The organism is Leptolyngbya sp. AN10 (genome assembly GCF_050565645.1).
GTDB lineage: Bacteria > Cyanobacteriota > Cyanobacteriia > Leptolyngbyales > Leptolyngbyaceae > Leptolyngbya.
In genome coordinates this window covers 87,618-106,862 of the sequence record NZ_JBNXVP010000014.1, presented here as the reverse complement: position 1 = coordinate 106,862, position 19,245 = coordinate 87,618, and the positions used below count along the sequence as shown (strand labels likewise).

At 46.1% G+C, this 19,245-nt stretch carries 18 protein-coding genes; 9 read left to right on the top strand and 9 right to left on the bottom strand.

From position 1 onward, the window contains the following. The first annotated feature begins 36 nt into the window (after positions 1–36). From ACQ4M5_RS20210 to rpsN, 4 genes are all read left to right on the top strand, one after another. Positions 37–282, top strand: coding sequence for a hypothetical protein (locus tag ACQ4M5_RS20210; protein WP_430677476.1), 246 nt, complete (start codon positions 37–39; stop codon positions 280–282). Further along, on the top strand, positions 269–502 hold the full coding sequence (locus ACQ4M5_RS20205; RefSeq protein ID WP_430677475.1) for a hypothetical protein: 234 nt from the start codon (positions 269–271) through the stop codon (positions 500–502). The genes ACQ4M5_RS20210 and ACQ4M5_RS20205 overlap by 14 nt, the downstream gene beginning before the upstream one ends. Positions 503–627: 125 nt before the next feature. Further along, positions 628–1,992 (top strand): ankyrin repeat domain-containing protein, encoded by a 1,365-nt coding sequence (locus ACQ4M5_RS20200; protein WP_430677474.1) that lies wholly within the window; start codon positions 628–630, stop codon positions 1,990–1,992. A 189-nt stretch (positions 1,993–2,181) separates the two neighbouring features. Then, positions 2,182–2,484, top strand: coding sequence for a 30S ribosomal protein S14 (gene rpsN / locus ACQ4M5_RS20195; protein ID WP_430677473.1), 303 nt, complete (start codon positions 2,182–2,184; stop codon positions 2,482–2,484). A gap of 40 nt (positions 2,485–2,524) precedes the next feature. On the opposite strand, the gene ACQ4M5_RS20190 is transcribed toward rpsN, so the two are convergent. Beyond that, a complete protein-coding gene (locus tag ACQ4M5_RS20190) occupies positions 2,525–2,854 on the bottom strand; it encodes a hypothetical protein (RefSeq protein ID WP_430677472.1) in 330 nt (109 codons plus the stop codon). Positions 2,855–2,933: 79 nt separating this feature from the next. Here ACQ4M5_RS20190 and aat point away from each other — a divergent pair, with 79 nt between their 5' ends. Continuing rightward, on the top strand, positions 2,934–3,512 hold the full coding sequence (gene aat / locus ACQ4M5_RS20185; RefSeq protein ID WP_430677471.1) for a leucyl/phenylalanyl-tRNA--protein transferase: 579 nt from the start codon (positions 2,934–2,936) through the stop codon (positions 3,510–3,512). Here the strand turns inward: aat and ACQ4M5_RS20180 are convergent. The 5 genes from ACQ4M5_RS20180 to ACQ4M5_RS20160 form a co-directional block, all read right to left on the bottom strand. Then, positions 3,509–4,051, bottom strand: a complete 543-nt coding sequence (locus ACQ4M5_RS20180) for a Uma2 family endonuclease (protein ID WP_430677470.1) — start codon at positions 4,049–4,051, stop codon at positions 3,509–3,511. The two genes, aat and ACQ4M5_RS20180, sit on opposite strands and share 4 nt — an antisense overlap. Continuing rightward, positions 4,048–4,857, bottom strand: coding sequence for a DUF3598 family protein (locus ACQ4M5_RS20175; RefSeq protein WP_430677469.1), 810 nt, complete (start codon positions 4,855–4,857; stop codon positions 4,048–4,050). The genes ACQ4M5_RS20180 and ACQ4M5_RS20175 overlap by 4 nt, the downstream gene beginning before the upstream one ends. Further along, entirely contained in the window at positions 4,854–7,091 is a 2,238-nt protein-coding gene (locus tag ACQ4M5_RS20170; RefSeq protein ID WP_430677468.1) for a glycoside hydrolase family 65 protein, read from the bottom strand. The genes ACQ4M5_RS20175 and ACQ4M5_RS20170 overlap by 4 nt, the downstream gene beginning before the upstream one ends. A 278-nt stretch (positions 7,092–7,369) precedes the next feature. Then, complete coding sequence (gene def, locus ACQ4M5_RS20165) at positions 7,370–7,903, bottom strand: peptide deformylase (protein ID WP_430677467.1); 534 nt, start codon at positions 7,901–7,903, stop codon at positions 7,370–7,372. Positions 7,904–7,976: 73 nt separating this feature from the next. Beyond that, positions 7,977–9,167 carry an HhoA/HhoB/HtrA family serine endopeptidase gene (locus tag ACQ4M5_RS20160; RefSeq protein WP_430677465.1) on the bottom strand — a complete coding sequence of 397 codons (1,191 nt, stop codon included), beginning with the start codon at positions 9,165–9,167 and terminating at the stop codon, positions 7,977–7,979. A 574-nt stretch (positions 9,168–9,741) separates the two neighbouring features. On the opposite strand from ACQ4M5_RS20160, the gene ACQ4M5_RS20155 reads away from it, so the two are divergent. Beyond that, on the top strand, positions 9,742–10,131 hold the full coding sequence (locus ACQ4M5_RS20155) for an AbrB family transcriptional regulator (protein ID WP_068390470.1): 390 nt from the start codon (positions 9,742–9,744) through the stop codon (positions 10,129–10,131). A gap of 134 nt (positions 10,132–10,265) precedes the next feature. Here the strand turns inward: ACQ4M5_RS20155 and ACQ4M5_RS20150 are convergent, their stop codons facing one another. Beyond that, positions 10,266–12,194 carry a chloride channel protein gene (locus ACQ4M5_RS20150; protein WP_430677464.1) on the bottom strand — a complete coding sequence of 643 codons (1,929 nt, stop codon included), beginning with the start codon at positions 12,192–12,194 and terminating at the stop codon, positions 10,266–10,268. A gap of 241 nt (positions 12,195–12,435) precedes the next feature. Between ACQ4M5_RS20150 and ACQ4M5_RS20145 the strand changes: the two genes are divergently transcribed. Further along, positions 12,436–14,115 carry an ArnT family glycosyltransferase gene (locus ACQ4M5_RS20145; protein ID WP_430677463.1) on the top strand — a complete coding sequence of 560 codons (1,680 nt, stop codon included), beginning with the start codon at positions 12,436–12,438 and terminating at the stop codon, positions 14,113–14,115. A 47-nt stretch (positions 14,116–14,162) separates the two neighbouring features. On the opposite strand, the gene rpiA is transcribed toward ACQ4M5_RS20145, so the two are convergent. Beyond that, positions 14,163–14,891: a ribose-5-phosphate isomerase RpiA gene (gene rpiA, locus ACQ4M5_RS20140; RefSeq protein WP_430677462.1), complete on the bottom strand. Its 729-nt coding sequence runs from the start codon at positions 14,889–14,891 to the stop codon at positions 14,163–14,165. 266 nt (positions 14,892–15,157) lie between these two features. On the opposite strand from rpiA, the gene ACQ4M5_RS20135 reads away from it, so the two are divergent. Together ACQ4M5_RS20135 and ACQ4M5_RS20130 are read left to right on the top strand one after the other, a co-directional pair. Continuing rightward, positions 15,158–16,246, top strand: coding sequence for a hypothetical protein (locus ACQ4M5_RS20135; RefSeq protein WP_430677461.1), 1,089 nt, complete (start codon positions 15,158–15,160; stop codon positions 16,244–16,246). A 64-nt stretch (positions 16,247–16,310) separates the two neighbouring features. After that, complete coding sequence (locus ACQ4M5_RS20130) at positions 16,311–16,910, top strand: hypothetical protein (protein ID WP_430677460.1); 600 nt, start codon at positions 16,311–16,313, stop codon at positions 16,908–16,910. 1 nt (position 16,911) lies between these two features. Here ACQ4M5_RS20130 and ACQ4M5_RS20125 read toward each other — a convergent pair whose 3' ends face one another. Further along, a complete protein-coding gene (locus tag ACQ4M5_RS20125; RefSeq protein ID WP_430677459.1) occupies positions 16,912–19,128 on the bottom strand; it encodes an FdhF/YdeP family oxidoreductase in 2,217 nt (738 codons plus the stop codon). Positions 19,129–19,245 lie beyond the last annotated feature (117 nt).

Below are 19,245 nucleotides of genomic sequence, written 5' to 3'. Positions count from 1 at the left end.
CTTTTATTTGCCGATTCACCTGTAAAACTTCCAATTATGTCTACTCAAATCGACAAATCAAAACCAATCTCCAGCGATGAATCACTTCGATCGATCGCTTACAGCATGGATGCTTTGATCCCAGGATTTTACTTTTGGTGGGGTATTCTTAAGATCCGGATCGGTGGAAGTATCGCTGAACCTACTTATCCGGGAACATTGCATAGTCTCATGGGAATTGCCCTAGTCCTACCAGGCTACCGAATTTACACCACTTACCACGGCACTTATGACCCTCGATAAACACAAGATCGAGGGCGTTTCCCAAATCACAACAAAAACTCTACCTGCTGAAGAATTCGATCGAATGCTGATTGAAGCAGGATACGACAAGATTGGTTCTGCTCCTGCTCAGGGAAATCGCTTGAAGATTTGGTGGACACATCCAACCTATCCACGAGTTGAAGCGATTTATAGTCCGGATGGTGCAGTGGCAATTACCGCCTACCACGTCACGATTTAGCGGCAAAACTCGTCTTAGTTTTGTGGGGCAGAATAGACTTCGTATTGGTGGGAGTATTCTAATTTAGGACTGAATCGCAACACGATAATATTTTTATCCTCAAGATGTGCGCTAATGTTTGTCAGATGATTCGATTCAGAAATGTTGATAGCGTCATTGCAGTTCTGGATCGGGGAGAAGATATTAATGCAGTTGGAGATGAGGGTCAACCTCCGCTTTCTCTTGCCATTCAATGGTCACAATTCAAGATTGCCAAAGTTTTAATTCGGAGAGGCGCGAACGCTAATGCTGTCGATTCGCATCAAGCAACTCCGATTCATCATGCGATCGACGCTGCAACCGAGTGGCGAACTCGTGAATGGAAGCCTGATGACGACGAGAATGCGATCGCAGATCAAGTTCTAGAGCTAATTCAACTTTTAATCGATCATGGAGCCGACATTAATTGGAACTGTGGTTTAGGTAATGTCGATACTCCCTTACATCGCGCTGTTTGGCAACGACAGCCCAGAATCGTTGAACTTCTCATCCAGGCTGGAGCCGAGATTAATGCCAACAGTAGGAGTCACCGAACCCCGATCGACATTGCGGCGTATATGGGGTATCGGGACATGATTGATTTGCTATTGGGATACGGAGCAACCAAAAGTCTTCATGTTGCAGCCGGGATCGGAGAAGTGGAAACGATCGGGCAGTACCTCAAATCAGGTGGAGATCCGGACATTCGGTTAGGAAGTGGTTATGGATGTCCGATGCTCTACATCGCAGCCACTCATCATCAGCTTGAAGTCGCTAGACTCCTAATTCAAGCGGGCGCTACGATTGACATGAACTGTGAACAAGATAATCGCGACATTGAAACCGCTTGTCAGCTTGGCGATCGCGAAATGGTATCGCTCTTAATTGAGAATGGTGCTGAAATAGGATCTTCGTTGGTTTGGGAAGCCGCTACTGGTGGACATACGCAGCTTGTGAAGTTTCTGATTGAGCGGTATAACCTTGCCGTTCAATGTGATGATTGTCGCTGGAATCCTGCTGATGCTGCCGCGATCGGTGGGCATTTGGAAACGCTAGAGTTTTTGATGGCTCAAGGTGCTTTCATTATTTCCAAGGAGATTATCTACTGGACAGCACTCAATGGACACCCTGAGATGGTTCAGTTTTTAGCGAACCACAACTTCGATCCCAACATCAGAGCTTATGACATAGACACGGCTCTAGAAGCAGTTGCTGAACGTGGCGACGCAGCGATGGTGAAAACCTTGCTATCGGTAGGAGCAGATGTCAACGCTGGAATAGATACAAGAAAGCGAACAGCCCTACATCACGCTGCTATATGGGGACATTTGGAAGTTATTCAATTACTGGTGGCTGCGGGTGCGGAAGTGAATGCTAAAGCTTGGCGAGGCGAAACGCCGCTTCAGGTTGCAGGTTGGTGGAGGCACGACGATGTGATTGATTTTCTGATCCAGCAGGGAGCTAAGGGATGACGGTATGAATTTCAAAATTTCGGTGAACAGATAAAATCTTCGACCAAGTTGGGGCGATTTGCATCCCGGACGATAAAATCACCGCTTATTATGCTGCCGATCAAGGAATCTCTCACAACTACGTAGAAAGCTGCGATTTTTGAGTAGAATCAAAAATAGTGTCTTTTATCAAAGGTTCAAAAATCATTCATGGCTAAGAAGAGCATGGTTGAGCGTGAGAAGAAGCGCGAACGTACCGTCGAGAAGTACGCCGAAAAGCGGAGTGCTTTGAAGGAACAGTTTGCAGCCGCCACGACTCAAGCCGAAAAGCTGGAGATCCATCGCAAAATTCAACAGCTTCCCCGCAACAGCGCAAAAGTGCGGGTGCGGAATCGTTGTTGGGCAACGGGTCGTCCGAGAGGTGTGTATCGTGATTTCGGACTATCACGCCACTGTATTCGCGAGATGGCACACGCGGGATTGTTGCCCGGTGTCGTCAAATCAAGCTGGTAGAAAGAATTTTGGATTTCGGATCAGTCTGGAATCCAAAATTTTATTGACCACAACAGCGATCGATTCCCAAGCTGTCCATTAGGAGATCGCTGACTGCGTTGGCGATCGCGAATTCTCCATAAAAACTGTCTGAAAAATCAAACGCCTGCATTTCTGCAATAATCGCAATCACAAGCGACCCCAAATCGTTTTCGTCCTCCATGCGGTGGCGCTTATAGATTTGGGCTGCGCGTTGTGCAATCCTTTGGTTGGCGGGTTCTGGAAGAAACTCTTCATCAAGCCACCGCTGTAATTTTTGTTCAAGCCAAGCGGCTTCCTGCTCCGGATGCTTCGCAGGCGGTAATGTAATCGGTGGGATAGGTTCAACCATAGTACTTTCCCCCAACAGACAAGGTTATTCAAACTATATCGTTTCAGTATCCCTGTTACAACGTTCCCGGAGCTACGTTATGCAAATTGATGTGTCTTCGATTCTCGAAGGCTATGCACAAGGCTATTTTTTGATGTCCGACGAATCAGGTAAAGATTTAGCCTGGTATACCAGTCGCGAACGAACGCTGATTCCCCTGGATGAACGGTTTCGGTATCCCAAATCACTACAGCGGATACTGAATCAAAATCGATTTACAGTAGCGATCGATAAAGCATTTGAGGAAGTTGTAGAAGGGTGCGCCGATCGCGATACGACTTGGATTTCAAGTGATCTAAAAGAGATTTATTGGAAGCTACACCAAGCGGGATGGGCGCATAGTTTTGAGACTTGGCAAGGGGATCAGCTTGCAGGTGGAATTTTAGGGCTGTCGCTTAGAGGTGCATTTATTGGGGAGTCGATGTTTTTTCGGATTCCGGATGGCTCGAAAGTGGCGATGGTGAAATTAGTGGAACATCTACGATCGCGGAATTTCGTTTTGTTCGATGCTCAGATGATGAATCCGCACTTAGAGCGGTTCGGGGCTTATATTGTTAACAATCGGAACTATAAGGATTTGCTGCGGCAGGCATTAGAGCGGGATTGTTCGATTCTCTAATCAAACTGCGGCGACCAAAGATCCTCGACCTTGACTTCCCATCCAGGTAAGAGATCGGGAACTGTGATGATGTCGCCGTTTTGAAGCACGATCGGAGCTTGTCCACTGCGGCGAATTTCGACCCATTCTTTTTCTGGATTGATTAGAATTCCGACTCTTGTTCCGAGTTCAAGAAATTCATCGATTTTATCTCTGAGTTTGGTAATGCTGTCAGTTGGTGATTTAACTTCAATGGTTAGATCCGGAGCAAGTTCAGCAAAGCTCTGAGGACTTCGGCGCAATCGCCATGCTTGAACAAAAGCAGCACTCGGAGCGCGAATATTTGAGTTATTCAAAAGAAAACCCGCATTAGAACCTGTCACTCTGCCTAGTTTGCGGGATTTTATCCAATTTCCGAGTTGAATTGCGATTTCGACAGCAACTTCAGCAGCTTGATAGCCTAATGGACTCGAAACAATGATTTCTCCATTGACCAACTCCATTCGATAGTCCGGATATTGAGCTTGAAACTCCTCTAAATGCTTGGCTGTAAGCGTCATCTGGTTTTACGCTCTGTCACTAATGTAAGACTAACCCATTCACCTTTGGCGCTATAAGTACGAATCAATCGCTGTCTTAAATCAGGTTGAATCAGCCAGCCGACTTCGAGAACGAAAGGTTTACGGGGTTGAATTTCTGTTGGACAGTTCGAGGAAGCACCGTCAGGGAGAAGCAGAATTTGAACATTGGAAGCATCAAACTTTAGGATTGAGCCTTCAATTAGGGCAGTGGTCACGATCGACCTTCCAAAGTTCAGTTCTTGATGTAAGCGATCGCCTTCTCGTTGAATTTTCAAAGTCGTTGTGTACGAATCGGGCGATCGCCAATCTGGATAAATCGTAGTTGCTTCTCCGCTCCATTCTCCAATCAAGTCTTCAACCTGAAGCGGTGGGCGTTCTGGCGTTTCAGAACCGGATAGTTTTTCGCGAATTAAAGTGAGTCCGGTGAGTTTGCCTTGTTTGTCAAAGAGTTGAACTAATCGGAGTCGTCGATCGCTATCAATCAAGCCCAACTCTGCACCAAATTCTGAGAATGGAGCAAATTGGATTGTTCCCAGAGAAAACGCGCCATTGTCGAACAGTAAGATATTTCGACCGAGCGAACTGTATTCGAGAACTTTCTCGCTCACGGGTTGGTTTGCTGGAGAAAGACGGACAATTTGACGCATTGTTTGATTATCATTCAGTCCGGTGAAAGACACGATCGAAGAAATATCTTCTAAGATTTCACCGGACGGGGAAAGCCGCGTAAACGAACCTTCCCACACGCCTAGATTCTCCAGCAAACAATCCCATTGCGATTTCATAGCGGTGCAAATTCTGTTTGAATCGAATGCTCGATCGTCTCACAAACCGCACCATTCTGCGATAGATCAAACTCAAACCATTGATTCTGCCAACACAGGCGGAACTTCAGTCGTGTCCAATGTGCAGGCAAATTTGCACAGGCAACCAACCCAAATTCAGTGATGCGAATTCCCGCAAATCCAAAGATAATTGCTTGCCAAACACCGCCCGCTGAAGCCGCATGAATTCCTTCGGCTGCATTGCCGCGCACATCTTCTAAATCGACTAATGCCGATCGCATAAAGTGTTCATACGCTTCATCGGCTTTGTTCAAATCACACGCCAGAATTGCATGAACCGCAGGACCTAAAGATGATCCGTAAACATGATCCGTTCTAGGTGTGTAATAGTCCCAATTTGCTTGCAGCGTTTCATGATCAAACTGTTGCCGCAAGAGATAGAGCAACATCAATACATCGGGTTGCTTGAGAATTTGACGTTGATTGGTGGGTTCGACACCGAGAAGGGCTTGCATCGATTTGGAGCGCGGTTCATAGTCTGCCAAATTCACATCGATTAAATCGAAGAAGCCGTCACATTGCTCAATTAGCTTGGTTTCAGGATTAGCAGAGATGGTTAGATTTTGAGCGATCGCTGTCCAAGCAGAAAAGCGATCGACGTTGAGATCCAATTGTTGTTGTAATCGGACTGCCGTTGAGGGATACGATCGCGCTAACCAATCCCAAAGCATAATTGCAGAACTGAGATTCCATTGCGCCATTGCATTGGTGAATGCGTTGTTATTAACGTGTTCATGGTTCTCATCAGGACCAATCACATCATTAATCTCGTAGCGTTCTCCATTCCATTCCACTCGACTCGCCCAGAACTTTGCAGTTTCAAGCAAGATTTCTGCACCATAGTCACGCATCCATTCATCATCGCCTGTGATCCGCCAGTATTGCCACACGCCATACGCAACATCAGCAGCAATGTGATATTCGATATCACCACACCAGATCCGAATCAATTCGCCTTTTGCACCCGGAACCCAGCGAGGTGTCACTTCATCGCCTGTAGCGGCACTTTCCCAGGAGTATAATGCGCCTTCGTAGCCGAGTTCTTTAGCTTTGCGACGTGCGCCCGATAAGGTGTGATAGCGATAAGTTAGGAGATTCTTCGCGATCGTAGGTTGCGTTAATGCAAAAAGCGGCACGATGAAAATTTCCGTGTCCCAAAAAACGTGACCTCGATAGGCAAATCCAGAGAGCGTTTTAGCGGGAATGCTTACTCGATCGTCTCTTCGAGGAGCCGCAATCATCAGTTGAAATAGATTGTATCGGATGCTGATTTGGGCTTTAGGATCGCCTTCGATCGTAATATCAGCATTTTTCCAAGTGATTGCCCACGCGGTAATATGAGCCGCGAAGAGTGTTGCATAACTTGAAACTTTTACTAATCGTCGGAGTGCAACCGTTAGTGGATAGGCAGTATCACGTGAAGTATAAATCGAAATGATCTTCTCAGCGGTAATCGATTGATTTGGAGCGATTTGAGTTGAAGTGGACAGCGTTAAGGCATTGCTATTCACATTCAAGATCTCACGGTCTTTGGTGACATTAAGTTTTGCTGCTAACCCTAACTCTAAGCCAGTGTGCAATGTTTCGGTTGAAAGCCAAATTAGATTCTCCAAACATCCAGATTTTAGAGTCATCCAGTGCGGGATCGTCATCGTGGTCGGATGTGGCTCGAAACCGGATTCGATCGAGATTTCTCCAGTAAAGTCGATCGACAAAATATGACACCGAATTGCCATCAAATGCTGATCTGCAAAACTGCAAAATCGCTCAAAGCGAAACTCTAAAGTATGACCGTTCGGACTGCGCCAGCGAATCGATCGAGTGAGCAATCCAAGTTTGAGATTTAATTGTCGATCGTAGTGCAGAATCTCTCCTCGATCGAGCCGAAACGTTTCGCCATCTAACTGAATCGTGAACGGTAGCCAGTTCGGACAGTTCACCAATTCGGTTGAAACGATCGGAGCATCATCGAAGATTCCATGAATCAATGTGGCGGCTTGATCGCCTGGAAATCCTTCTTCAAAGCTGCCCCTTGTACCGAGATAGCCATTGCCGATCGTAAAGACTGTTTCTTGCGCGTGGAGCTTAGCTGGATTAAATTCTGTTTCAAGAATGTTCCATGCTGCCGCATCAGTAGTACCGTAATCCAGTTCGGACATCAAAGCCGTGGACATAACCAGAAACCTTTGGGGAATGTAGGGATAAGAATGGCAAGAAAGGGACTGGAAAATGGCAATTCGATCACGTTGTGGCTTCGCCCGTGACAGCGTTAGTTCCTGGATTGCAAGTTCCCATCTCTCTATAGATAGATTTACGCAATCGTTTCAAGAAATACGGATGCAAGTGTAATTCGATAAAAAGTGAGATATTTCTAAATTTTCTCAACGAATCTAAATAAAAACAAAGCCCACCTCAGTGGACTGCTTCGAGAGTAAATCGGTGAAGGAATAAACTACTCTTTTGTCAGGATAATTTTTTGGTATTCCTTTTCGGTGATCAAATCCCTTGTACTTTCGACTCGATCGACAAACACAATTCCATTAAAGTGATCGTATTCGTGCTGAAAGATTCGGGCAACAAAATCGGTCATTTCCATTTTTTGAAGCTTACCAAAACGATCGGTAAATTCCAGTTCGATCGCTTGATATCTCGGCACATTTCCACGAATTCCTGGAATGCTGAGACAACCTTCCCAACCTTTCACCGTTTCATTAGAATGTGCCAAAATTTTCGGATTAATAATTGGCATCGGTTCCATTGTTGGAGCATTCGGATAACGCAGATTCGGACGCGAAGCAACAATCATTAATTGGTAAGATTCGGCAACTTGGGGGGCAGCGATTCCAACACCATTCGCTTTTTGAACGGTTGCCATTAAGTTATCGATTAGGGTTTGAATACGATCGGCTTTGATGTTGTCAATCGATCGAGCTTTTTCTCTAAGAATTGGATGCCCTAATTCAATGATGTCAAGAATTTCAGCCATTTCTATCTCCTTAAATTAGAAAAACTCCGAATGACTTATCCGGAGTTCGATCGTACTCAATCGCTAACGAGAATTATTCATTGTTCCCCTGAGCCGTTTGGGTTGGGAATGCTCCCGGTTGAACACTGATCGTCGTCGATCGACCATTGCGGTTCACCTCAAGTTGCAGATTTCCACCGACTGAAGCTTGCTCAACGGCTTGTTGAACCTGATCCGCCTTAGTCACAGCTTGACCATTCACTCGCTTGATCACGTCACCCGCACGTAAGCCACTTCTCGCCGCTGGAGAATTTGGCATCACGCGGAAGATAACAACACCCTGATCATCCTGCACCCGGAAACCGAGTTGTCGATCGCTGTTAATTTGATTTCGCAATTCTGCCGTCAATCCACGCATCTGAATCCCCAAATATGGATGATCCACGCGACCTTTAGTAATCAACTGCTGCGAAATCCGTTGAGCCGTATTGATTGGAACTGCAAATCCTAATCCTTGCGCTCCACCAATAATCGCCGTATTCATTCCGATGACTTCACCGCGCTGATTCAGCAACGGACCTCCAGAGTTTCCAGGATTAATCGCCGCATCGGTTTGAATAAAGCTCACCCGCTTGTCCGGGACACGAACTTCAGAACTCGATCGACCTGTTGCGCTAATAATTCCCGCTGTCACAGTATTGTCCAGTCCGAGCGGGTTGCCAATTGCGATCGCCCATTCTCCTGGTTTCAACGTGTCCGAATTTCCAAGCGCGACAGTCGGTAGATTATTCGCCTGCACCCGAATCACTGCCACATCTGTGAGGGGATCTTGTCCCACCACTCGACCCCGTAATTCGCGTCCATCCTTCATCGTCACACTCACGGTATCTGCACCACTGACGACGTGAGCATTCGTCAAAATCAAACCATCATTACTAATAATGAATCCTGATCCCGTACCGCGCTCGACTCGACGCTGCTGACTTGGCACATCCGCGCCAAAGAACTGACGGAAAAATGGATCATTAAAGATCTCAGGAACACGAGATTGAACCGTTCGAGACGCATTAATCCGCACAACTGCTGGACCCACTCGATCGACCGCTGCGGCAATAAAGTTTGGATCAGCGATCGTGCTGGTGCGATTCGTGGTTTGTGCGATCGCGGGTGGCGTAATCGGATTTTCAGAGAGCAAACGGTTGCCTACAAGCGCTGTACCCGCTCCCACCAGCGGCAGCATGAAATAGATAGCAGATTGTTTCCAAGTATTTCCAGGTGTCGTCATCGGTGTGTCACTCTCCTTTATGGTGCGTCCCCAGTCGATTCAGAAGCCTTCATCATTATTCTCAACGGTTCGAGAACGAGACGCAAGATGAGCAGCTTCATATCTTTAATGTAATCAGTTTGTATGACGCTGAAACGGCAATTTAGTTTCAGATCTGCCCCAATCTGTGCTCCAGTCGGCACTTCTAACTTGTCATTTGAACTTCATGAGGAACACACAGCGTTGACAAGTCCCATTGATAACTTAATTATCACAGGTGAATGAATGGTAAGAGCAGGTTGCTGCTAGAGCGAATTAAAGGTTTTTGATCTATCTGGTGTCGAAATTGATGATGCCGTCAAGATCGCCGCCATCGCTCAAGGCAGAGGATCTGCTTCTTTTTTTATCTATTTAAACAACTGAATAGAAGTTGTCAGAAATGAGGCACGATCGCTCAACATTTTCGTGTCAAAAATCTGCGATGCCAGTGTAATATGAGTGGGGCGACTGGCAGGAGGCTGAATTGTCGTAATTTAGCGGGTCTGTGAGTATCCCAAAATGCGATTGCTGTCCACATCATTCAGATTTCGGGTTGATGACTAAAAAGAAAAAGATTGAGCCATTGGTCGGAGAATCCTTGCTTAAAAAAGTGAAGGAACTCGATCATCTCAATAAAGAAGAAAAGGCTAAAGAGTGCGGCTATTACACAGTGACAAAAAACGGTGTAGAGCGCGTGAATATGATGAAATTCCTCAATGCGTTAATTGATGCAGAGGGAATTCAACTAGACGGCAAACAAGGAACCAATGGACGCGGTGGACGGAGTGCAAGCTACCGAATCAGTGTCCAATCAAACGGAAACCTACTCATTGGAGCAGCGTATACTAAACAGATGGAGTTGAAACCTGGGGATGAATTTGAGATTTCCCTCGGTCGTAAACATATCCATTTGAAACAACTCGATCGAGAAGAACTCTCGGCTTAATGAAATGGAAAATATTGATTGGTCAACTGCGGCTCCGGCAGGTCTCGCGATCGCGATTTTTCTAGGCGGAATGCTGATGATGTTTACAGGAATTTGGACAAGCAGAAATAAATAAAGATTTCTGCTTGTTCCGGTTAGTTTAATGCACCAATGTGTGAGGCAAGTTCGGTTTCGGTCGGGCTTGCCTTTTCTGTATGCAGATAGGGCATCAATCGCACTCGCGTTAAGGCAAGATTCGCAGCAAGCGTAATGCCTTCTTGCTCCAACAGTCCCAAAATATGATTCGGATTGTCTCGATCGATCACAGGTAACTGATGCAATCCACGAGTTGCCATGCGATCGAGCGCATCAGTCAAGGGTTCATCTTGATAAGCATACAGAATCTCAGTCGTGCAAACTTCCGCGATCGTGCGTTGATTTAATCCGTGATCTGAGTGATTGGGTTCTGTTTCCCAACGAGCGATCGAGCGATTGATGTCTTGGAGTGTGATGATGCCAACAAATTGTCGATCGTCATTCACGACTAATGCACTGTGAGATTGATTCTGAATCAGTTGCAATCCCGCTTCGAGTAATGGAAGCGAATCAGAAATTTGTAAAAATCCAGGCTGCATTGCTTCCGCAACGGATAGATTTCTGAGAATTTCTTGATGATGAAGTGCCGAATTCGGAATCGGATCGGGATCGCGTTTCGCTTCAATTTGCTGTAAGTTCGAGGGCTGTTCTGGACTCGATTTAAACAAGTTCACGAGCCATACACTTAACCCCACCGCAGCCATCAGCGGCAAAACAATCCGATAGTCCCGCGTCATTTCAAACAGCAGCAAAATCGCCGTTAAAGGTGCATTCACACTCGCTGCCAATACTGCCGCCATTCCCACCATCGCGTAAGCAGGAGGAGCCGCAATACTCCCTGCAAACATCGGAAACACTGAAGGCAACACTTTTCCGTAAGCTGCTCCAAGTGATGCTCCCAGAAACATTGCAGGTGCAAAAATTCCACCCACTAAACCACTTCCCAAACTAATCGCAGTAAGCAATAGTTTTGTGATTAGCAAAGAAATCAGCAACACCAATGAGAACTTTACATCTCTGAGCATTGCCTCTACAGTGTCATATCCCACACCTAAAATTTGCGGCAATTTGAGCGCAACTAATCCGACGCACAATCCACCTAAAATCGGTTGAACTTCGCGTGGAACTTTCGCAATCCAAGTCGAGCCAGGAATATTGCCCTTAAAAAAGTCGCTCGACCACTTCAGAGAATTCGTATAAGCGATCGACACCACACAAGCAAACAATCCCAGCCCTAAATAGAGCGGCAATTCTAAAGGACTCCGCACTTCATACGCAGGCAAATCAAATGCAGGCTGTCCCCCTAATCCGATCTGAGCAATCAGCGCAGACACCACCGCAGAAAGCAGAACAATACTCGCCGCAGAAGTTTCAAACGTAGTTCCCAAAACAACTTCCAGCGCAAAGAACACACCCGCGATCGGCGCATTAAATCCGGCTGCCAAACCCGCAGCGGCTCCCGCACCTAGTAACAACCGTTGTCGATCGCGGGACACTTTCAACATCTGCCCCACGAACAAACCAAAATTCGCGCCAACTTCCACACTTGGACCTTCAGGACCTAGTGAAGCCCCCGTTCCAAGTGAAATCGCCGCCGCGATCGTTTTCGCGATCGGACGAGTTGCCGACATTTCCTGACCTGCCTGCACATTCGCAATCAGCTTAGAAATACCGGGACTAAATTCCTTGGTCAGCCAGCGGATCAAACCAACGAACACACCGCCAAGCGTGGGAACACAAGCTAACGTCCACGCACCAAAATGCCCGATCGTTCCCATCAGGTCTTCGAGCATGAGACGGTGAATCCATTCAATCAAAAAGCGAAACGCAAGCACACCTAAACCAGCCCCACCCCCAATCACGACCGCCAAAATGAGAACGATCGTGTCCGGGTGTGGTTGAAAGCGAGAAAATAGACCAGAAAAGCGAGATTGAGGAGCAGACGCGGAATCAGGCAACAGGACTTTGGGTGGCAGAATGGGAGGCACGGCAGGGAGGGTAACAATTAAGTTAACTTTTATTTCTCTATTCTCATTGTGGGCGATCAAAGCCAGAGTAGACAAGTAATTTAACGGCTTCTCAACAAATGATTTTTCAGCATTGCTTATTGCTGAAATTAATCGATCGAAAGGTAGAAAAATTAAGTGTGCGATCGTGCTTCTTGTCTATGAACTCCGTCAAATGACTGCTTATGGTGCACAATGAGTCGGTGTAGTGGATCAAAGCAAAATGGATCGCGAGATTTCAACCGGAAATCAATCAGGCACGTCCCGGTATCAAGCGTGGATTGACCCAGGATGGACGATCGGACTGTGGATTGTTGCGATCGTTCTTTTCACAATCAATCTGGGCGGTCTTCCTCTACGCGATTGGGATGAGGGCATCGTCGCTCAAATTGCCCGCGAAATTGCCAGTAATCCTTTTGATGCTTTTGTCTGGTTGTTTCCTTTTGAGCCGAACGGCGGACCCTATTTTAATAAACCCCCGCTGATTCATTGGATGGTGGCTTTGTGCTTCCATGTTTGGGGCGTGAATGAGTGGACAGCTCGCCTACCTGGAGCGCTATTAACCGCAACTTCCGTTCCTCTTCTGTATGGAATTGGTCGAGAAATCTTTTTCCAGCGGAGTCCGGCTGTGTTTGCAGCGTTGGTGTATCTCACTTCGCTGCCTGTGGTGCGCCAGGGACGGTTAGCCATGCTGGACGGGGCAGTATTGTGCTTTTTCTTGGCGTTGGTATTTTGCTTACTGCGATCGCGTCGAGATTTGCGCTGGGGACTGGGAATCGGTGTCGCGTTTGGCTGTCTCTGCTTAACGAAGGGAATTCTCGGAATTTTGCTGCTGGCGATCGCGATCGCATTCATCGTTTGGGATACGCCGCGATTGTTGACTTCGCCGTATCTCTGGGCAGGTTTTGGACTGGGCTGTTTTCCGGTAGCACTGTGGTACGGCGCACAGATTTATCGCTACGGGGATGCGTTTGTACAGGCGCATTTTTGGAATCAGTCCTTAAAGCGCGTTTCGGATTCGGTTGAGAACAATCAAGGCTTTGTGACGTATTACCTTTGGGAAATCCTCAAGCATGGCGTTCCTTGGGTTGTATTTTTACCGATCGCACTTCGTAATGCTTGGGAAAATCGAACGCTCAGTTGGGCGAAACTGTCTCTAGTTTGGAGCGGAATCTACTTCATCGTGATTTCGATCATGCAGACGAAGCTTCCCTGGTATGCGATGCCGCTCTATCCTGCGTTTGCCTTAATGATTGGTGCTCAGTTGCAGCGATTTTGGCAACCTCCGTTAAATGCGAAACCAGTTCAGAAAGCGCGGATTTGGGTAACAGTGTTTTTGGTTTTATCGATCGTGGCTTGGGCAGGCGCAATCTACTACACAGTTGGATTAAAAGAGCCAGATTTACAGCTAATCTTCGCAACATTGGCGCTAACACTGACCGTTACTGCAATCTTAATTGCCCGCCAAGATATCCAATTTATCGTTGTTCTCATTTGGGGAACTTACCTTACGTTATTGGTGCTGATGATGTCGAATCATTGGCTGTGGGAACTGCAAGAAACCTTCGCAGCTAAGCCTGTGGGCGTAATGATTCAACGAGCCACTACTAGAGGGCAAACAATTTATACGTCTTATCCTTATTTCCGTCCGTCGCTGAACTTTTATAGTGAGCGATCGATTATTCCCGCGCCTCCTGAAACCTTGTTAAAACACTGGCGCGAAGATCCTCATCCTCATTTGTTAATCGATCGACCCACTTTAGAAAAGATTCCTCAGAAACAAATGCAGTTCTTAGGCATTACAGACGAATGGGTGCTGGTGCGTCGCGCTCCTGCGGTGAAAACGAACGTAACCGCGAAACGCAAAAGTAAAGGTGCGACTGTTACAAATACCAGGAAATAGTAATAGGTAGCGGTTGTTTATCCGCCACCCAAAGAATCTGTCAAACTTTAAAACTCTCTGACACTCGGCTGACCGTCTTTCACTTCTCCAACCATGATGATGTCCGCCACACCCACAAATAAGCCATTCTCCAGCACTCCTGGCAGATTGTTCAGCGTCTTCTCCAGTTCAGCCGGATTATCAATCTGATCGAACTTCACATCAATTACTAAGTTGCCTTGATCAGTCACAACCGGACCTGCTTTTTTCACGCCCATTCTCAATTGAGGCTTGCCGCCAAGTTTCCCGATCGCTTTCATCACCGGAGTCACTGCCATCGGAATCACTTCAACAGGCAGCAGAAAAGTCGAACCCAATCGATCGACTAATTTCCCACTATCCACCACAACAATGAACTGATCTGCCAAGCTATCCACGATCTTTTCTTGAGTGTGGGCTGCGCCACCCCCTTTGATCAAATTCTTTTGAGGATCAACTTCATCAGCACCATCGATCGCAATATCAATCTTTTCGATTTCATCTAAAGTCGTCAACGGAATTCCAAACTGACGGGCAAGCACGATCGCTTGAAACGAGGTCGGAACTCCTTTAATATTTTGCAGATCACCGGACTGTAATCGTTCTCCGATCGCTTGAATTGCATAAGCAGTCGTAGAACCTGTTCCTAATCCAACGATCGAATTAGATTGTACTTTCGCTGCCGCAGCATAACCAACTTGCTGCTTCATCATTGTTACGGGGTCTGCATTCATCGATCGCGTTCCTGTAAGAGTCATCAGTTTTTCACTCTATCAACTTTGGGGCAAGAACGCGCAGAATCAGTACTCTTGCATTGATCCACATTCTGAGATTCTATAAAACGTTCCACCTCAGCGTGGATCACTGTTTTGCAATTATGTCCAAATAATTACTTGTCATCTACTGTAATCCCTCTTAGCATGCGAAAGAGTTGGAAAAGTAGATCGGTTTCTTATCGTCAAATCGTGACTCTGAGTAAAAGATAAATTTGCTAATCTTGCCTTTGTCTCAGTCATTTGAAATTATGAAAAATTCTATCACTTGTGAGCTGCAAAGTCGGTCTAATCTTCATGCGTTGCAGCTAATTTATACTGGGTTTAAAGCGTTACGCGATGCAAAAGTCGTTGATTTAGAACAGCGGATCGTTCAAGAAAATCTCATTGATCTTTCACAGACTGTGCACCTACAAGACGCGCAGCGGCATCACATTAGCGTGACTTTAAACAATCAGTATTTGCTTTATTATGATTTGCATGACAGCTATGAAGTCAATCACAAAGCATTAGAAAAAGCAGATTTGTATTTCAAACGAAGTTTTAGCGAAACGTATGTTCGATCGATAGAGGCAACCGAGAAAGTTTTTCCGCTCGGATTAATTTTTCCCGTATACAGCAAAGGAATTGATTTGCTCTTTGCCGATCGCATCAAACTTGATCAAAAGAAAGATAAAATCAAAAGCCTTTTATACAGCATTGGTTTCGATTTTCTGTTTTCAAATCATCTGTTTGCTCCAAGAGTTCAGCATTTTGGAGAATATCCAAACTTCGAGCAGGAACCGAAAGTCTTATTCATGGTAAGAGCTTGGGACCCAGCCGCAATGAGCACAAGAGAGAAACAAGAGGAGTATCACCATATCAATGAAATGCGATCGCGCTGTCTCCAGTCGCTTAAGCGAGAATTTGGGAGTGCATTCTTTGGCGGATTCTACGGGGACTATGCACGAGAACATTATCCTGACTTGCTTCTCGATCAGCCAAAACTATCCAAGCAAGGACAATACATGAAGCAACTGCGGCAGTTTCCGATTTGTGTTGCCACGACTGGATTGCATCGCTCGATCGGATGGAAAATGGCAGAATACGTCGCGCAATCGAAAGCGATCGTCAGCGAAACCCTCAACTATCAGCTTCCAGGAAATTTTGCCAACGAGAAAAACTATCTAGAGTTCCAAACACCAGAGCAATGTGCTGAAGTGACTGTACGACTGTTTCAGGATGCAGGATTGCGATCGCGCATGATGATGAACAACTATCGTTACTATCAGGCGTACAGTAAACCAGAGGCTTTGGTGCTAAATAGTTTGGCAGTGGCACTCGATCGATTGGCAAATTGATCAAATTTATAGTACAAAAACTCACAGCACTGTAAAATGCCTGTGAATGTACGGGGAGAAAGTCATGCGACTCGGAAAAGTGGTGAAGTCGAATTCGCATTGTGATTACATTGTGCAAGTGGATGACTCAATGGATTTTGCTCAGGCTCCGCTCCCTGATGACTACGGCTTTGGCACGTTTGTGAAACTCGAAGACGATCGACATTGGGCAGTTGGAATTGTCTACAACTCACAGCTATTCAATCCGCTGTTTCTGAATACAGGAATTCGATTGACCAGTGAACCCGATCCATTGTTCACACCCGATCAGGTTCAAGAAGTACGAACATTGCTTTGGACTGTGTTAGTCGGAGAGTTAGACACATACAATGGTAAGCCCTACGGTATTCAGGGAATTCCGAGAGTCGTCGTTCCGGTAAATACACCTGTCCAGAAAATGACTTGGGAAGAGATTTACCATTTTCATCTCAATAAGATGGGTCGATCGCAGTTTTGTTACTACAGCCATTTACTGCACTGTGGTGGAACGTTCTCAGTGCAGTTAACGCATCAGGTTTTAGAGGAATTGATCGAGACAAAACTCTTCCAGGGAGCCGAAGAACGGGCGCTGATTGTATTGTGTAAAGAGCTTGCGTGGAAGAATACAATGGGCGCGATGAAGTAAGTTAATAAACTACCACCGGAACACGCTTATAAGCTGGAGTTCCCGATCGCGGATCTACTTTCGCTTTAAAGATCGCATTCACTTCTGGATAGAACATCATTGCAGCCCCCGATCGAATCATTCCATAGATCACTTCAACGTCTTCCATCTTTCCAGCATCGCCTTGAACTGTGACCCGTTGATGCTCTTTGAATCCGGCTCGTTCTGCATCTTCTTGATTCATCCAAATACAATTGCGGTGCGGCATTGCTCGATATTTGTCCCCAGGCTTGTACACCACAGTATTGTGCTGCGTGTAGCTGCGTCCGGTTCCTAAAATTAGAACAATTCCGGGTGCAGATTCGGATAAACCAAAATCAGCTTTGGTGGGAACTGTTAGTTTGGGTAAAGGCGTGATGAACATTGAAGCTTTTCCGGTTGGAGTTGGAAAAGTAGGAGTCGTAAAGACGCGATTGGCGATCGTAAATTCTTCTTGGGTTTCGTCGATCGAGCCAATCTTTTCATACCCCGGAATCGTTTGGGCAATTAGCTTTCGGACGTATTTTGTATCTTGCAGCTTGCGCCATTCAACGGGGGAGTTGGGGAGAATACGATCGGCAATTTCAGCCAAGAATTCCACTTCAGAAACTAAGTCCGCATCTTTCAAATGGGTTTGACCTTCATCATTTAATCGCACAAAGTTATTACCAGATTCAGCCGTTGTTTTGTGCGGGTTCTCAAATCGAGCTAACACAGGAATGATAATGGTATTGTGTTTTGCTAATCCGTGGAAATGTCCTAAATTCGGCTTAGTTGCAACATAGAAAATTGTTCTAATGTTCCCTAAAGCGCGTTTTGCTTGAGTCAGGTCTGGATTTGCAGCATACAGATTGCCGCCCAAACAGATCAAAGTATCAACTTGATTGGTATCAGCAGCATCAATCAAGGCGCGAGTATCATAGCCCTGAACTCGACTTAGCGGCTTTTGTAATAGTTTTTCTAAAGCTTGCTGAATCTCTTTTTTCAAGCGAATGGTAACACCCATTGAACCAAAGCCCTGCACGTTCGAGTGTCCCCGAATAGGCATTGTTCCCGCTCCCTCTTTCCCCACATTGCCACTGAGCAAAGCAGTGTTCGCAATGCTATAGATGTTATCTACTCCATTTACTTGCTGAGTGACACCCATTGCCCAAGCGAATACGACTCCCTTTGAAGTTCCAATGATGTTCGCAGCAAGATCAATCTCAGGTTTAGAAACACCGCAAGCTTCTGTAATCACTTCCCAAGAGAGTGATTTTGCATAGTCGATCGCGGCTTCCCATTGTTCTACATACGCTTCGAGAAAGTTTTGTTGTACTAAATTTTGTTCAATTAATGCTTTCTGCAATCCAACGAACAATGCAACATCACTCCCTGGAATTGGTTGTAAGTATAGTGAGGAAATCTCAGAACCACCACTCAGCATCGATTTGATTGGGAAAGCAGGAGAACCGAATTTGACTAAACCAACCTCGATCGCTGGATTAATTACAATCACTTTGCCGCCTCGATCGCGCAATTGAATCAATTCATTCATCAATCGCGGATGGTTCGCAGGTGCATTCGATCCAATCAGCACCACACAATCTGCTTGTTTCAGACTCTCCAAGCTCACCATCGAAGTGCCCGATCCAAACATATTCTTTAGCCCGACTGTTGAAGCAGAATGACACAGATCCGAACAATCCGCTAAGTTATTCGATCCGAATGCTCTCATCATCAACTGCAATAGATACGCCGCCTCATTCGAGGAACGCCCAGAGCTATAAGATGCCACTCGTTCTGGAGCTTTCTGAAAGGCTTCTTCTGCAATTCGGTACACTTCATCCCAGCTAAGTCGCTCATAGCGATCGCTTCCTTTTCTCAAAATCAGCGGATGGCTCAAACGCCCTAAATTATTCGCTTCTTGGGAAGTTAAAGCTTGCAACTGTTTGATCGTATATTGCTGTTCAAACGTTGTTGCAGGTTGAAGCTCAGAAGCGATCGCTTCCACACTCTTGGCGCATCGCTGCAACACTTCCCCATCCTCATTCACAAAGCCGCCCTTCTGTCCGCCTGTTCCCCAAGCACAGGACAAACACGCACTTTTATGAAATAGCGTCTGCCAAATCTTGACCCCATCAGGCGACAAAGTATGTTCCGCCCAATATTGCACGACTGCCATTCCACCGCCCGACTGAGGAAGTTTATCTTGCGCCATGATTTATCACTCAAAATTCGTGAAATCGATCGTAGCGCGATCGCACCGTTGTTGCTGATTCTTCGCGATTTGGTCGGGGAACACTGCCAGTAATCTCGATCGAACTCAAGTCACTTC

What these genes read in the sequence shown, in the direction of transcription:
- ACQ4M5_RS20160 (WP_430677465.1), bottom strand. Translation starts at nt 9,167, where the DNA reads ATGACGACACCTGGAAATACTTGGAAACAATCTGCTATCTATTTCATG.
- def (WP_430677467.1), bottom strand. Translation starts at nt 7,903, where the DNA reads ATGGCTGAAATTCTTGACATCATTGAATTAGGGCATCCAATTCTTAGA.
- rpsN (WP_430677473.1), top strand. Translation starts at nt 2,182, where the DNA reads ATGGCTAAGAAGAGCATGGTTGAGCGTGAGAAGAAGCGCGAACGTACC.
- rpiA (WP_430677462.1), bottom strand. Translation starts at nt 14,891, where the DNA reads ATGACTCTTACAGGAACGCGATCGATGAATGCAGACCCCGTAACAATG.
- ACQ4M5_RS20145 (WP_430677463.1), top strand. Translation starts at nt 12,436, where the DNA reads ATGGATCGCGAGATTTCAACCGGAAATCAATCAGGCACGTCCCGGTAT.
- ACQ4M5_RS20155 (WP_068390470.1), top strand. Translation starts at nt 9,742, where the DNA reads ATGACTAAAAAGAAAAAGATTGAGCCATTGGTCGGAGAATCCTTGCTT.
- ACQ4M5_RS20130 (WP_430677460.1), top strand. Translation starts at nt 16,311, where the DNA reads ATGCGACTCGGAAAAGTGGTGAAGTCGAATTCGCATTGTGATTACATT.
- ACQ4M5_RS20190 (WP_430677472.1), bottom strand. Translation starts at nt 2,854, where the DNA reads ATGGTTGAACCTATCCCACCGATTACATTACCGCCTGCGAAGCATCCG.
- ACQ4M5_RS20175 (WP_430677469.1), bottom strand. Translation starts at nt 4,857, where the DNA reads ATGAAATCGCAATGGGATTGTTTGCTGGAGAATCTAGGCGTGTGGGAA.
- ACQ4M5_RS20170 (WP_430677468.1), bottom strand. Translation starts at nt 7,091, where the DNA reads ATGTCCACGGCTTTGATGTCCGAACTGGATTACGGTACTACTGATGCG.
- ACQ4M5_RS20135 (WP_430677461.1), top strand. Translation starts at nt 15,158, where the DNA reads ATGAAAAATTCTATCACTTGTGAGCTGCAAAGTCGGTCTAATCTTCAT.
- ACQ4M5_RS20180 (WP_430677470.1), bottom strand. Translation starts at nt 4,051, where the DNA reads ATGACGCTTACAGCCAAGCATTTAGAGGAGTTTCAAGCTCAATATCCG.
- aat (WP_430677471.1), top strand. Translation starts at nt 2,934, where the DNA reads ATGCAAATTGATGTGTCTTCGATTCTCGAAGGCTATGCACAAGGCTAT.
- ACQ4M5_RS20200 (WP_430677474.1), top strand. Translation starts at nt 628, where the DNA reads ATGATTCGATTCAGAAATGTTGATAGCGTCATTGCAGTTCTGGATCGG.
- ACQ4M5_RS20210 (WP_430677476.1), top strand. Translation starts at nt 37, where the DNA reads ATGTCTACTCAAATCGACAAATCAAAACCAATCTCCAGCGATGAATCA.
- ACQ4M5_RS20205 (WP_430677475.1), top strand. Translation starts at nt 269, where the DNA reads ATGACCCTCGATAAACACAAGATCGAGGGCGTTTCCCAAATCACAACA.
- ACQ4M5_RS20125 (WP_430677459.1), bottom strand. Translation starts at nt 19,128, where the DNA reads ATGGCGCAAGATAAACTTCCTCAGTCGGGCGGTGGAATGGCAGTCGTG.